General features: G+C 46.2%; 16 protein-coding genes. 3 read left to right on the forward strand and 13 right to left on the reverse strand.

All coding sequences use genetic code 11. From position 1 onward, the window contains the following. Positions 1-1,460: peptidoglycan DD-metalloendopeptidase family protein (locus AC1DUA_RS11060; RefSeq protein ID WP_477499793.1), on the reverse strand; the 1,460-nt coding region annotated here is incomplete at its 3' end. Between the two features lie 312 nt (positions 1,461-1,772). On the opposite strand from AC1DUA_RS11060, the gene AC1DUA_RS11065 reads away from it, so the two are divergent. After that, the gene (locus AC1DUA_RS11065) at positions 1,773-2,036 is read left to right on the forward strand and encodes a hypothetical protein (RefSeq protein ID WP_477499794.1); all 264 of its coding nucleotides are present in this window, start codon (positions 1,773-1,775) and stop codon (positions 2,034-2,036) included. Positions 2,037-2,065: 29 nt separating this feature from the next. Here AC1DUA_RS11065 and AC1DUA_RS11070 read toward each other — a convergent pair whose 3' ends face one another. From AC1DUA_RS11070 to rpsF, 10 genes are all read right to left on the reverse strand, one after another. Then, positions 2,066-2,719 carry a hypothetical protein gene (locus AC1DUA_RS11070; RefSeq protein WP_477499795.1) on the reverse strand — a complete coding sequence of 218 codons (654 nt, stop codon included), beginning with the start codon at positions 2,717-2,719 and terminating at the stop codon, positions 2,066-2,068. A gap of 141 nt (positions 2,720-2,860) precedes the next feature. Then, positions 2,861-4,147, reverse strand: coding sequence for an adenylosuccinate synthase (locus tag AC1DUA_RS11075; RefSeq protein WP_477499796.1), 1,287 nt, complete (start codon positions 4,145-4,147; stop codon positions 2,861-2,863). A gap of 351 nt (positions 4,148-4,498) precedes the next feature. Further along, positions 4,499-5,731, reverse strand: a complete 1,233-nt coding sequence (gene dnaB / locus AC1DUA_RS11080) for a replicative DNA helicase (RefSeq protein ID WP_477499797.1) — start codon at positions 5,729-5,731, stop codon at positions 4,499-4,501. An 81-nt stretch (positions 5,732-5,812) separates the two neighbouring features. Continuing rightward, a complete protein-coding gene (gene rplI / locus AC1DUA_RS11085; RefSeq protein WP_477499798.1) occupies positions 5,813-6,262 on the reverse strand; it encodes a 50S ribosomal protein L9 in 450 nt (149 codons plus the stop codon). Then, positions 6,259-8,223 carry a DHH family phosphoesterase gene (locus AC1DUA_RS11090; RefSeq protein ID WP_477499799.1) on the reverse strand — a complete coding sequence of 655 codons (1,965 nt, stop codon included), beginning with the start codon at positions 8,221-8,223 and terminating at the stop codon, positions 6,259-6,261. Before AC1DUA_RS11090 ends, rplI begins: the two co-directional genes overlap by 4 nt. Before the next feature lie 18 nt (positions 8,224-8,241). Continuing rightward, the gene (locus AC1DUA_RS11095) at positions 8,242-9,156 is read right to left on the reverse strand and encodes a DUF2232 domain-containing protein (RefSeq protein WP_477499800.1); all 915 of its coding nucleotides are present in this window, start codon (positions 9,154-9,156) and stop codon (positions 8,242-8,244) included. Positions 9,157-9,162: 6 nt separating this feature from the next. After that, positions 9,163-9,474 (reverse strand): MazG-like family protein, encoded by a 312-nt coding sequence (locus AC1DUA_RS11100; protein WP_145665440.1) that lies wholly within the window; start codon positions 9,472-9,474, stop codon positions 9,163-9,165. A gap of 164 nt (positions 9,475-9,638) precedes the next feature. Beyond that, positions 9,639-9,926 carry a 30S ribosomal protein S18 gene (gene rpsR / locus AC1DUA_RS11105; RefSeq protein ID WP_029196139.1) on the reverse strand — a complete coding sequence of 96 codons (288 nt, stop codon included), beginning with the start codon at positions 9,924-9,926 and terminating at the stop codon, positions 9,639-9,641. Positions 9,927-9,949: 23 nt separating this feature from the next. Further along, a complete protein-coding gene (gene ssb / locus AC1DUA_RS11110) occupies positions 9,950-10,435 on the reverse strand; it encodes a single-stranded DNA-binding protein (protein ID WP_477499801.1) in 486 nt (161 codons plus the stop codon). Between the two features lie 36 nt (positions 10,436-10,471). Beyond that, the gene (gene rpsF, locus AC1DUA_RS11115) at positions 10,472-10,759 is read right to left on the reverse strand and encodes a 30S ribosomal protein S6 (protein WP_145665445.1); all 288 of its coding nucleotides are present in this window, start codon (positions 10,757-10,759) and stop codon (positions 10,472-10,474) included. A 232-nt stretch (positions 10,760-10,991) separates the two neighbouring features. Here rpsF and AC1DUA_RS11120 point away from each other — a divergent pair, with 232 nt between their 5' ends. Both AC1DUA_RS11120 and AC1DUA_RS11125 read left to right on the forward strand, forming a co-directional pair. After that, positions 10,992-11,174: a YjzC family protein gene (locus AC1DUA_RS11120; RefSeq protein ID WP_477499802.1), complete on the forward strand. Its 183-nt coding sequence runs from the start codon at positions 10,992-10,994 to the stop codon at positions 11,172-11,174. Between the two features lie 16 nt (positions 11,175-11,190). After that, positions 11,191-11,463 carry a hypothetical protein gene (locus AC1DUA_RS11125; RefSeq protein ID WP_477499803.1) on the forward strand — a complete coding sequence of 91 codons (273 nt, stop codon included), beginning with the start codon at positions 11,191-11,193 and terminating at the stop codon, positions 11,461-11,463. A gap of 69 nt (positions 11,464-11,532) precedes the next feature. On the opposite strand, the gene AC1DUA_RS11130 is transcribed toward AC1DUA_RS11125, so the two are convergent. Further along, positions 11,533-12,228: a response regulator transcription factor gene (locus AC1DUA_RS11130; RefSeq protein ID WP_477499804.1), complete on the reverse strand. Its 696-nt coding sequence runs from the start codon at positions 12,226-12,228 to the stop codon at positions 11,533-11,535. A 17-nt stretch (positions 12,229-12,245) separates the two neighbouring features. Next, the gene (locus tag AC1DUA_RS11135; protein ID WP_477499805.1) at positions 12,246-13,613 is read right to left on the reverse strand and encodes a sensor histidine kinase; all 1,368 of its coding nucleotides are present in this window, start codon (positions 13,611-13,613) and stop codon (positions 12,246-12,248) included. Between the last annotated feature and the right edge of the window lie 3 nt (positions 13,614-13,616).

Consider the following 13,616-nt stretch of genomic DNA (forward strand, 5'->3'; position numbering starts at 1 on the left):
GTACTTCCCATAATGCCAATGATATCGCCTTTTTCAACGATTGAATCTTCGGTGGCGATGATTTTGCTCATATGGCCATATAACGTCTCGTAACCATTCAAATGATTGATAATCACATAATTGCCGTAATCTGATTTATACCCTGTTTCGGTTACTTTACCATTGTCTGCTGCCATGATGTTCTTGTTACCTGTAATATCGATTCCCTTGTGAAGCTTGCCCCAACGCACGCCGAACGTACTGGAGATACTTGGAGAAATAACAGGCCACGCGAATTTCCCTGTGCCTTCGCCTTTAATGACTTTGGTCCCTTTTTTCACTTTCGCCGTGACGGGCTTATCAATAATTTCTTCGTCCACCAACTGCTCGTTGGTCATTAAGCCATCGACCTTCGTCACTTGGATCGTCACCTTCTTCAACCCGTTTTTCCCAGGAGAAATCGGTTGAACGACGCCTACGCGTTGTGAATCGTCTTTCACATATTCCGTATCGTATTGGATCTCTTGATTCTTCACAATCTTCTCTGTCGTTTTGACGGACAGTTTAGGTTTAAGCACAGTTACATCAAGCTGATTACCAATCTTGAGCTTATCATCCTGAAGGCCAGGATTTTTATCATAGATGAATTGCTTCGTAATGCCCAATTTCTTCGCGATACAGGAGACGCAATCTCCCTCAACTACCGTATATTTCGCAGGTGTCACATCGCCAGTCGTCAACTTCTTCACAACATCTTCCGGTTTAGCCAATTCATCTGGCTTAATCGGCACTTCTACTTTATCAACTTGCTGAACAAATTCTACCTTCTCAAGCTCTGACGGCGCAGTGGAAATATCCTCGCCCTGGCTTGCGGATAGTGCAGCAACTTTAGCTGTTTCCTTAGCTTTTGGTGCAAAAGGAGCCGTGACTTGTTCAAGAATCTGATCAGCCGTCTGCTGATCCTTCACAATCGCGATGGTATTCCCATCTACCTTCAATTCGACCCCGACCGGTTGGGGCACTAATGCCTTATTAAGTGTGGCGATAACAGCTGAATCATCCGTTGCCGGACTGTAAGCCTTTTCAGGCGTGTAGGTAACACCGTTAGTCTTGAGAACGACATGAACATCTGGGAAATTCTTTTGTACTTCTTGTGGTCTTTGTTGCTTATATTCATCAATCAATTTATTGTCGCTCACGACACCAATTTCTTCGCCATTGAGCATCACGTGATATACATTTACCATATTCGCTTGCACATATTGATGACCTGCAAACGCAATTGCCCCTGTTAGCGCGACTGCACTAACTCCCAGAACTAGAGACCATTTATGTCGTTTGATTACCGTTAGCGTCGTAGTTGTCGATACTTCTTCCAGCTGCTTGTCTGATATTGATTCATTTCCGGTCAAGCTTTCTCGCTTCGGTGTGAATCTCTTAATGAGATCCTTAACAAAGCGCATACCCCTGAAACCTGTCATGATCTTCTCCCTTTGAACGGTTTTGCATCCATAAAGTAATTATTCAAATACAACCTAATGATTAATTACTCCAAAATACATAAATAAACCTTGATTAGACATAATATCCGTGAAGATATCTACCTTTTGTTAAATTTAACACACTTTCTCTGCTTATTTCAACAAAATACTCGATCCCCATGTGATAGATTCGTGTCCACCGCCAAAAGAAGACGTTAAAGTTTCATTTTTTTGTACATAAATCCAATAGATTTTGCACCCAATTACGAGAAATGACGAATTGGAGTGAAAATTTGAAAGGGGCACTTATGCATGGAAATTAATTTGGAAGCTACGTTCACAGATCGGTCTACGATGGAGAAAACAGCTGAGGTCCTTAGATCTCAAGGTGTACTGGATATCAAATTCAATTATGGCGGTGAGCCACATACGGATAACTTTGCCGGCGGTTTGATTCAATCGGTTGATAGCCTTTCGGCAGCTGAACCCTCTTATGCGCTCACAGTTTGTGTAGAGAAATCGCGCTACCGTCAAGCTGAAGACACCATTATGAAATTCGGCGGACAGCTCCATTAGGGCTAATCCAAGATCTTGGATTAGGCTATCTAGTACTTGTTCAGGATCGCTGTTAATTGATTTAATTCCGTCTCGTTCAAATATTTCTTGAGCGTATCATTGACCTGCTTAAGCTCATCCGTCGTAATCCCGTCCTCCAACAAAGCTGACAGATGCTGCACCTCATTTTGCGGCAGCTTAGCAACAACAAGAGAAAATATTTTCATTTTATCGTCGCTGGATAGCGCTTCTTTCTTCTTAGCGAAATCCTCGGTCGACATGACAAGTTCCTTCTTCTGCTCGTTTGCATCACTTACTCGCCCCATGACGGCTACGGCATCATCCTTCACTCCCTGGGAAGCTGCTCCTCCATATGCTCCTGCGTCCGAGTGTAAGGGATCGCTCGAACCAGCACTAGGCACACTTCCTGACGGGCTGGGACTGGGACTAGGACTGGCTGCTGATGGTGTTTCCACCGGGGCAGCTTGCTTCCCCCCGTCTCTACGCATAACTATATTCAGCTCATCGGCCAATCTTGCAGTAAAATCACTAAATTGAATCTTTTTACCCAAAGCTGGTATCTGATATTGTCGAAATATATCCTCTACATACATGTTCACCACATACCATGTCGTAAACATTGTGATTGATGTAATAAGTACACTGCTTATGACGATTTTGYCTAGCCACGTTAATACTTTCATTCTCTCTATCACTCCTGACGCTTAGATCTGTTCCCTCCTTCCCAGTATTGACGAATTGATGTCCATTAAGTCCCATTAGACAAAAAGAAATCCTCTAAGCTGCTAATGAGCCTAGAGGATTTTGTATTTATCTCGATTGAATTATGCGTAGATTGGACGAACCAAATTCGTTTGCTCACGGTTACGGCCTACGGAGAAAATCGAGATTGGAATGCCTGTCAGCTGTGAAACGCGCTCAATATAATGTCTTGCATTCTCAGGCAGATCACTCAATGTACGTGCATTCGACACATCTTCTGTCCAGCCCGGAAGCTCTTCGTAAACAGCTTCACACTCTGAGATGGCTTTCAAGCTAGCCGGGTAGTGCTCGATAAGCTCGCCGCGGTACATGTAGCCTGTGCAAATTTTAACCGTTTCAAGCCCTGTCAGAACGTCGATGGAGTTCAAAGACAAGCCTGTAATACCGCTAACGCGTCTTGCGTGACGGACAACAACGCTGTCGAACCAGCCAACACGACGCGGACGGCCAGTTACTGTGCCGTACTCGAAGCCTTTTTCGCGGATCCAAGCGCCCACTTCATTGTCGAGTTCCGTTGGGAACGGACCGTCGCCAACACGAGTTGTGTACGCTTTGGCTACGCCGATGATGTTGTGGATCTTCGTTGGACCTACACCGGATCCGATACATACGCCGCCAGCCGTTGGGTTGGAGGAAGTAACGTACGGGTATGTGCCTTGGTCGATATCCAACATAACGCCTTGTGCACCTTCGAACAGGACTCTGCGACCTTGATCGATGTACTCATTCAGTACAACAGAAGTGTCCGTAACATATGGACGAATGACTTCTGCGTACTCAAGGTACTCTCTAAGAATAGGCTCTACATCAAGACCTGTGGAACCATACACTTGCTCGATCAACACGTTTTTCTCAGCAACAATGCGTCTTAGTTTCAATTCAAACTCTTCTGCATCCATCAAATCCGCGATACGAATCCCGTTGCGTGCTGCTTTATCCATATAACAAGGGCCGATCCCTTTGCGGGTAGTCCCAATTTTGCTATCGCCTTTACGATCTTCTTCCAGACCGTCAAGCACCAGATGATATGGCATGATAACATGCGCACGGTCACTGATGTTTAAATTTTTTGTCGAAAAACCATTATCATGAATGTAGTTAATTTCTTCAATGAGTGCTGCGGGATTAATAACCATTCCGTTCCCGATAACACAAGCTTTCTCTTGGTAAAAAATACCTGAAGGAATCATCGTCAGCTTATACTTTTTCCCRCTGATAATAATCGTATGGCCTGCATTGTTACCACCTTGATAACGAGCAACAACCTCAGCAGATTCCGCTAAGAAATCCGTGATTTTACCTTTCCCTTCATCTCCCCATTGCGTTCCGACAACAACAACCGTTGACATATGCACTTACCTCCGTACGGTGACGAGTCACCCATAATGAGCCGTTATGGCTTTCGTACCACTGAAAAAAATGGACTTCATTAAAGCACTAAAGTGTTCAGCGTCCACTACTCACCGAAGGAACTAGGTCTCCTCGGCAGTAATCTGCAGGAAGGGCACCTACCTATCGGCATGAAAAACGACCTTAACTCGAAGCTGCCCTGCTTAGATCTGGTCGTGCAGGCAGACGAACAAGGTTTTTTTTCACCGTCTTTAGTGTAGCAGTACCCCTACGCAAAGTCAATGAAAAACGAACAATAATAAGTGCACCTGTATAATCGTTCGGATATTGGTCAAACTATGAAGTTACACCTAACTAGCCTCGGATTCTTTATCGTAGTAATCGTCCCGGTACAGGAACGCTACGATGTCGGCATCTTGCTCGATGGAACCCGATTCCCTAAGGTCAGACATCATCGGACGTTTGTCCTGCCGCTGCTCAACACCCCGGCTGAGCTGCGAGAGTGCGATAACCGGTACATTGAGCTCACGCGCAATTTGCTTCAGCGTACGGGAGATCTCAGAGACCTCCTGCTGACGGTTGTCGCCTTTGCCGCGGCCGGCAATCAGCTGCAAGTAGTCGATGAGGATCATGCCAAGCCCCTTCTCCTGTTGGAGACGGCGGCATTTCGCACGAATATCCGCAACCGTAATCGACGGCGAATCATCGATGAAAATATTCGCTTCCGATAAGGCGCCAATGGCCATCGTCAGCTTCTCCCAGTCGTCGCCTTCGAGATACCCCGTCCGCATGCGGTTCGCATCGACGTTCGCCTCGGCGCAGACCATACGTTGCACGAGCTGCGCCGCGCCCATCTCGAGTGAGAAGATCGCGACGGTTTCCTTGGCGCGCACTCCGACGTTCTGGGCTACGTTCAGCGCGAACGCGGTTTTACCTACAGAAGGACGCGCCGCCAGTATGACCAAGTCGGAGCGCTGAAAGCCGGACGTCATCTTGTCCAGGTCAACGAAGCCCGAAGGTATGCCCGTTGCTCCGCCTTTATTCGAGTAGAGGGACTCTACTTTCTCGAATACTTCCATGAGCACATCGCGAATGACCACGAAGCCGCTTGAGCTGCGGCGCTGCGAGATCTCAAGGATCTTCGCCTCCGCTTCGCTCAGCATGGACCCTACATCGTCTTCATTGGCGTAGCCATTGGTGACGATTTGGGTTGCTGTGCGGATCAAACGGCGAAGCATCGATTTCTCTTCGACGATAGCCGCGTAGTAGTCGATGTTAGCCGCTGTCGGCACCGCGTTCGCCAGCTCAGATAGATACGTAACGCCGCCGATCTCTTCCAGCTGCTGCTTATTCTGCAGAAGCGATGTYAGCGTAATCAGGTCGACAGGCTCCTGATCTTCCGCTAGCTCAACGATCGCTTCATAAATGCGTTGATGCGATCCCCGATAAAAGTCGTCGCTCGAAATCCGTTCCATCGCGGTAATTAAAGCCTCGCCGTTAATCAAAATTGCGCCGAGAACTGCTTGCTCGGCTTCTATATTTTGTGGGGGTACGCGATCCATAAACATATTGTCTCCGCTCATGCTTCAGTACCCGCCTTTCTTTTCATAGTTAAGAATAGATAAGAGCCCCTCCTAGGGACTCTCATTCGCCTTCTCTGTCACTTATTTCTCTTCGAGAACCTGTACGTTCAAACTTGCTGTAACCTCGCTGTGCAGCTTCACAGGGACCTTCGTTACGCCTAGCGTACGAATGGGCTCTTCGAGGACGATTTTGCGTTTATCAATCACGATCTTGTACTGCTTCTCCAATACTTCTGCGATTTGCTTGCTTGGAATTGCTCCGAACAATCGGCCGCCTTCGCCAGCTTTCGCTTTGATTTGAACCGTCATTTCGCTCAATTTCTCGCTTAGCGTTTTGGCATCGGCTTTCTCTTGATCCTTTTTGCGTTGTTCCGCTTTCTTCTGATTATCCAGCACCTTCACGGTGCCAGTTGTCGCAGGAGCAGCTAGCCCCTGAGCAATTAGGAAATTTTGTGCGTAGCCCTCAGATACTTCTTTAACTTCACCTTTTTTGCCTTGACCTTTAACATCTTTTAGTAAAATGACTTTCATTCGAAAAGTCCCTCCTCTTCCTGCATTTCATCGAGTACTTTCTTCAATCGGTTCGTTGCTTCCTCTAATGTCGTGCCATCCAGCTGAGTTGCTGCATTGGTCAAATGACCGCCGCCACCCAGCCGTTCCATCACCAGTTGGACGTTCATCTGCCCCAGCGATCTGGCGCTGATGCCGATCAGTCCATCCGGTCGTTCAGCGATGACAAAGGAAGCCATAATATTCGTCATATTCAACAATGTATCAGCAACTTGTGCAATCATCAACTGAGAATATTTGCGATTAGGCTCAGCAACTGCCAAAGCGATGTGCTCATGGATCGTTTCTGTATGCTTAATCACTTCAGCTCGTTCGATATACGAATCGAGATCTTCCTTCAGCAAACGCTGAATCAGCGCGGAATCAGCGCCATTACGGCGCAAATAGGAAGCGGCTTCGAAGGTTCTCGCCCCTGTTCGAAGGCTGAAGCTCTTCGTATCGACTACGATACCAGCCAGCAAAGTCGTAGCCTCCAGCACTTCCATCGTCAGCTTCTCATTGATGTACTGCAGCAGCTCGGTCACCAGCTCGCATGTAGAGGACGCATAAGGCTCCATATAGACGAGTGTCGCGTCATTGATGAACTCCTCGCTGCGGCGATGATGATCGACCACAACGACCCTGTGAGTCTGCTGTAGCAGCTTAGGCTCGGCTACCATAGACGCCTTGTGTGTATCCAGCACCACAGCCAAGGTCCGCTGGGTTGTAATCTGCATCGCCTGTTCTGGCGTAATGAACCAGCGGTGCAGCCGCTCATCGGCGGCAATCGTCTCCATCACCTTCTGGATCGACGGATTCACACCCTCAAGCACAATGTAGCCTTCCTTGCCAACCACTTGTACAGCCTTCAAGATGCCAATCGATGCGCCGATGCAGTCCATGTCCGGAAAGCGGTGACCCATAATAATCACTTTATCGCTATCCTTCATCAAATCCCTCAAAGCGTGGGAAATGACTCTGGCTCTGACCCGCGTGCGCTTCTCAACCGCATTCGTTCTTCCGCCATAAAAGCTCAGCCTTTGGCCCACTTTAACCGTCACCTGATCGCCGCCGCGGCCTAAGGACATATCCAGCCCCATCTGCGCCATTTGACCAAGTTCCGTTAACTGTTCAGCACCAGATGCAATCCCGATACTTAGCGTCATCGGCAGCTTGTTCTCTATCGTCAAATCCCGCACATCGTCCAAAATTTCAAAACGTGTTTGCTCTAATTGACGCAGCGCTTTCTGATCCATCAGAATAAGGAAACGGTCTGAGGACGTCCGACGTAAATACAGCTGATTCTTCTGAGCCCATTCGGTAATCTCACCCGTCACTTTTGCCAGCATAATGCTGCGCGTCTGATCATCCAGACCTTGCGTTGACTCCTCCAGATTATCCATCATGACGATACCAATCGCCGTTTTCTCATCTTCGTACTTTCTCGCCAAATTCGCATGCTCCGTGATTTCCCGGAAGTAGAGCAATCTTTCTTCGGGCCGAATCCATACTTGATATATCAACTTCCCGATGGTTAGATCGAATTTCTCACTTTTATCTTTCCGGTTCTTCAGGTCTGGCAAATATTCGTACAACGACTCGCCGATGACGGAATCCTGACCCAGCATTTTCGCCACAAACGGGTTGTGCCATTCGATGCGCTTCTCTTCATTATATAAAATAATTCCGATAGGAAGGCCGCTCATCACTTCATTGCCGGCTTTTTTGACCCGATGCGTAATCGTTCCGACGTACATATTCAGCTCTTTGCGGAAAGCTGTTTCCGCTTGAAGTGTGAAGTACGCCAGAGTTCCGCAGACCAGGAAGGCGGTAACGCCCAGCCACCATTTGAACATATAAATTGTAGCTGACATGATGATGAGCAGAACGAAAATCCACACGATGTGTTGACCGTGCCATCGCTTTAAAAGGAACTTCGGCATTCGAACTAGCTCCTAATCCTATAAATTTTTCTTAAACCGTTCACGGATTGGAAACGCAACATCAAATACCCCTAGTAAGCTGTAAACGATAAAAAGTGGAGGCATGAAACAAAGGATAATCATCGCCACGATCGGCAAGATTGGCTTCCACTTGTTCGCATGAGCAACAAAGAATAGAAAACAGATCGCTTGAATGGCGAACGCCAGCATTAGCAGTGGCATCGCATTCATCATGAGCGTCGGGATTAGTGAATTGGAAGCTGGATTCATGAATAGATCGAGCACGAACACGATCAAGTAAATCCAAACCAGGGATTTCTGCAGCATCCATTCCCGCATCGGGCGTAGACCTGGGATGCCTTCTCCCGTTTTGTTAAGTAACCAGCGGCTAATGCCGTGAGTCACAAACGTGTAGAACAACGCCACGAAGATCAGATACAGAGGTATCACTTGCACAATGAAATTCACATACCAGTCCTGGTCCTTCGGCAGAACCTCCCGAATGCTCGGCGGCATACTTGCAATGCTGTCCATCATAAAATGCTTGAACTTCAATACCGGATCGAATCCGAGCGAATAGCCGATGAGCAGGCTGAGCAGCGACTCTGCCAGAATGGTAATAATTCCTGCTGTGAGTACCGTCCTAGCAGCGGCTTTGCGTTTGTATAAATTACCCATGACCAGTACCGGCGGCAAGAAGAACAGCGATACGGACATGAGGGATATCCCATGCCACTGGGTAAGCAAATAAACGACGAGCAAGCTAATGACATAGCTGATGACGAAACGTTTGGTGCTTGATTTTACATATAACATTAATACAGGGATCATGAGAAAACTAAATGTGAAAATAATAAAAGGCGTCATTAGAGATAGCAATGATAGTATCGTCACTGCACTCCAAATGATGCTTTGCCAACTTCGATTCCCCAACCGGGCTCACCTCTTACGTAAATGTTCTTCGAGCGATGAAATGTCGCCGTACCAATCCTCAAGTTGATGGCCCTCTTGGCGGTGCTTCTTCATTTTCTCTACAATGGCTTCGTCCAAATCGCGATAAGAAATACCCAGTCTTCTCCCCAAAATATAGCCGCTTGAGATTAAACTGGCTAATCCATCCACAATTTTGACATGGCTGCCTTCCCATATGCCTTTAAGCAGGTGCGCTACGTGATCTACGACTTCTGTCTTGAGCCACTCAATGACTTTGGCCCGCCTGGCTAGGTCTACATCCTTTTCCCTATTCAGCAACCGTCATCTCTCCTCATCCTACAAAAGACTATAACGTTAATTATACCACAAAATAGGGGGAGAAAAGAAAGCCTCTACAAAGCAGCGCGTTCTCTCGTCTGCCCTATCGACTTATTGGCATACAAAAAAGACAGCCGTATAAACAGCTGCCTTCTCAGTAAACCCTATTCCGTTGTGTATGGCAACAATGCGATTGTACGGGAACGCTTGATAGCGATCGTCAATGCACGTTGGTACTTAGCGGAAGTACCAGTTACACGTCTAGGAAGAATCTTCCCGCGCTCACTGATGAACTTTTTAAGAGTTTCAATGTCTTTATAGTCAATGTGCTTGATTTTGTTAACTGTGAAGTAACAAACTTTACGACGTTTGCCTTTACCGCCTTTGCCACGAGGAGCAAATTTGCGGTCGCCGCGATCTTCACTATTGTTGTCTCTTTTTTGGAAAGCCATTAGTTTGTTCAGTCCTTTCTACTTTAGAATGGCAAGTCATCATCGGAAATATCGATCGGTTTTCCGTCATCAATGAAAGGATCCTGCTGCTCGCGTGATCCACCGCCACGATTGCCACTACCGCTTCCGCCGYCGTAGCTAGCGTTAGAGTTAGATGATCCGCCTTCTTCACGACTTCCGGCACTATTATTAGACTCAAGGAAACGCACATTATCAGCAATAACTTCGGTTACGTAAACACGTTTACCCTCGTTATTATCATAATTCCGTACTTGAATTCTTCCTTCCACAGCAGTCAAACGACCTTTACGCAAATAATTCGCGCATGTTTCGGCAAGCTGCCTCCACGTGACGATATTGATAAAGTCCGCTTCCCGTTCTTTCGAACCACCACTTGTGAATGGGCGGTCTACTGCAAGAGTAAACTGCGTAACAGCTACACCGGCTGGCGTATAGCGAAGCTCTGGATCTTTGGTCAATCTACCGATAAGAATAACACGGTTCAACATCGGACATTCCCCCTGACGAAAATACTGGCATGCAAATTAAGCTACGTCGTTTGTGATTAAGTGACGGATAACTTCATCCGTAATCTTAAGTACGCGATCAAGTTCTGTTACAACAGCAGGTTCTGCGTTGAAGTGTACAAGCACGTAGTGCCCGTCACGGAACTTATTGATCTCATACGCAAGACGGCGTTTGCCCATCAGGTCATGTTTGGAGACTTCGCCTCCACCGTTCGTGATGATGCCTTGAAACTTTTCTACTGTAGACTGAACAACTTCTTGCTCAATGTCAGTACGAATGATGTACATCATTTCATATTTGCGCATGTATTTCACCTCCTTTTGGACTAAGCGGCTCCTATTCAAGCTTGTTCGCACAAGCGAAGGAGCAAGGAGCGAGGATTCTTATTCAAAACTCGCACCTGAATACTATAGCAAATTGATCGACAGATTACAAGTCTTTCTCTCAAGGATGAACATGGCAATCCATTTCGTACATGCTTCCCCTTCAGGAGGGTAATCTAAACCTGATTGAAAATCTTTCGATGAGGTGATCAATGTGGGTGAGTGGACACAATTCAATGAAGGCGATCATGTACCTAACGACGGCGTTTACATCGAGATGGGTGAAGATGCTGTTCACATGGGAATTGAAAACCCGAAAATAGTCACGTTAAGAAAAGGAGACAGATTTCCAACCAACAGCAACCATAATCGGAAATGGCACCGCAAAAAGCCTTAACTAGGAGAGATTCACCATGCGAACATCCACGTATACTTGGCTGTTTACCTTCATTGGTGCAGCCCTCTGCTTAGGTCATTATTTATTTCACGATCATGATGCCTTTTACATGATCTTCTACGCACTTAGCGTACCGGCCTGGTTTGCATCCACATTCACGAACATCTATGAGATCTCCATGTTTCGGATGCTCATCATCTATGTATTGACGATCGCGACATGGGCGCTTGTCGGCTATGTCATTGATCGATTCTCTGTCAGCTACAGAAACCGCAATGGGAGCTATTAGCGGCTGAAATGATCGAAAGCTGGCCCCTAGGTGAGGTAATGTTAGTTTACCTGCTTAGGACCAGCTCTTTTACACTATAAACCTATATCCAGATCCCCAAACTGTCCCAATATATTGGGGTTTCGATGGGGTTTCTTCGATTTTCTCTCTGATTCTGGCAATATGAACCGTTACGGTCGAGGCATCGCTCATCGCATCTAAGCCCCAGATCCTCTCAAAAAGCTCTTCCTTGCCGAACACCCGATTGGCATTCTGTAATAGAAATAGGAGCAGGTCAAATTCTTTTTGCGCCAAAACGACTTCATTTCCGTTCACAAAGACGCGCCTGGCTTCCTTTTGAACCTCTAGACCTCTAACTTGGATCGTGCTTCCTTCATTCCCCTTACCAAAACGTTCTTTCATCCGCTGGAACTTTTTCAAATGTGCCCCTACCCGCGCGACCAGTTCGCCGGAGCTGAATGGCTTCGTAATATAATCGTCCGCACCGAGGCCTAGGCCATTAATCTTATAGATTTCCTCTGCTCTTGCGGACACTAGAAGGACGGGAATATCATCGTGCTCACGCACTTTCTTCAATACTTCAAATCCATCTATATCTGGGAGCATAATATCTAATATGATCAGCTCAAAATCATCTTCCTTCAGAACTTTCAAACCCGCTGACCCGCTATTCACCATCGTAACCGAGTATCCGCTGAGCTCAAGGTAATCTCTCTGGAGATTGGCAATGCTTTGGTCATCCTCAATAATCAGAATTTTTTTCATCATAACCTCCAAACATCCTAGAACTTCTTCAGAGATATCATTATCTGAGTACCCTCTCCTACGGCACTTTTCGCCCATATTTTCCCGTCGTGTCCTTCAATAATTTGCTTCGCGATAGCAAGTCCCAGACCACTGCCGCTTTTTCTTGAAGGGTCCACCTGATAAAATCGATCAAATATATGGGGAAGTTTATTCTCGGGTATCCCTTTTCCATTATCCTTAATTTCTATAATCGCAGACGTTCTTGTTTCCCTGAGGATAATTTCAATCCTTCCCTCTGCTTTCTCTACATATGTCATTGCATTATCAAGAATGTTCTGTATGACCCTCTTTAATCTTTCGCGATCAATTAATACTTTGACTGATTCAGTAAGTTCATTTATTAACGCTAACGACAGGTTAGCTTTTTCGTATTCATATTTATGATCTGCGACACAATCCTCAAAGTAGCTTGCCAAATCACTCTTTTCAAAATGATAAGGAAGCTGGTTCAAATCAAGCTTGGAATATAAAAGCAGATCATCGATCATGGCATTTACCAGAATAGCTTTGGATCGTGCTGTTTCCAGATACTCTTCCATTTTCTCGGGTGTCTTGGCTACCCCATCGATAATACCTTCAATATATCCTTTAATGGATGTAACAGGCGTCTTTAGGTCATGGGATATGCTCGAAACCAGAAACTTCCGGTTATCATCATATTTCTCCTGCAAATAAACCGATTCCTTCAACTTGATTCTCATTAGCTCCAGCGTTCTGCATAACTCGCGAACTTCTCCTTCGCCCTCTTCAGCAATCCCGTGGCTTAAATCACCTTCGCTGATTTTGTTAGCAACATCCTTGAGTCTGGAGATCGGCCGAATAATGCCGCGGGAGAATCGATAAGATACCCAGAAGTTCGTTAGCAAAAAAACAAAGGTGAACACACAAACTGTAAAGATACCCAGCAGCATAAAAAAGTTCGTTTTCAGCTTTATTGGGGCAAGCAGCAGCAGCACACCAACATCGCCAGTTGGCAGCTTATAATCTGCTCTAGTAATCATGTATGTTTTACCGGCAAGCTCGACCTCATCTCGAGTTGCCTGATTGTCTGAGAGCATGAGACTTCTCTCAATATCAATCTTATTGAAATTTTCCGTTGCGTAAACAACTTCTCTATTTTTTATAATAATGGCACTGGCATCCAAACCGTTAACTCGACTAGCAAGCTCTTGTTGAAATTTCGTATCCAGGAGCTGCTCGAATTTGAGGGGCTGTGCTTCTCTCTTAATCTCACTGATCGCCGCTCGAACTTCGAACGCCTTCTGAAACTCCTTCGTGTCGGCTTCGCGGCCAAAAACCTTCGTATAAGCAGCAACAAAAATAATGACAGCCAGAACTGTCAAACC

Source organism: Paenibacillus sp. 01T422, from assembly GCF_056398785.1.

Coding starts and splice junctions, on each gene's coding strand:
- rplI (WP_477499798.1), bottom strand. CDS start 6,262: ATGAAAGTCATTTTACTAAAAGATGTTAAAGGTCAAGGCAAAAAAGGT.
- rpsR (WP_029196139.1), bottom strand. CDS start 9,926: ATGGCTTTCCAAAAAAGAGACAACAATAGTGAAGATCGCGGCGACCGC.
- rpsF (WP_145665445.1), bottom strand. CDS start 10,759: ATGCGCAAATATGAAATGATGTACATCATTCGTACTGACATTGAGCAA.
- AC1DUA_RS11065 (WP_477499794.1), top strand. CDS start 1,773: ATGGAAATTAATTTGGAAGCTACGTTCACAGATCGGTCTACGATGGAG.
- AC1DUA_RS11090 (WP_477499799.1), bottom strand. CDS start 8,223: ATGCCGAAGTTCCTTTTAAAGCGATGGCACGGTCAACACATCGTGTGG.
- AC1DUA_RS11125 (WP_477499803.1), top strand. CDS start 11,191: ATGCGAACATCCACGTATACTTGGCTGTTTACCTTCATTGGTGCAGCC.
- AC1DUA_RS11130 (WP_477499804.1), bottom strand. CDS start 12,228: ATGAAAAAAATTCTGATTATTGAGGATGACCAAAGCATTGCCAATCTC.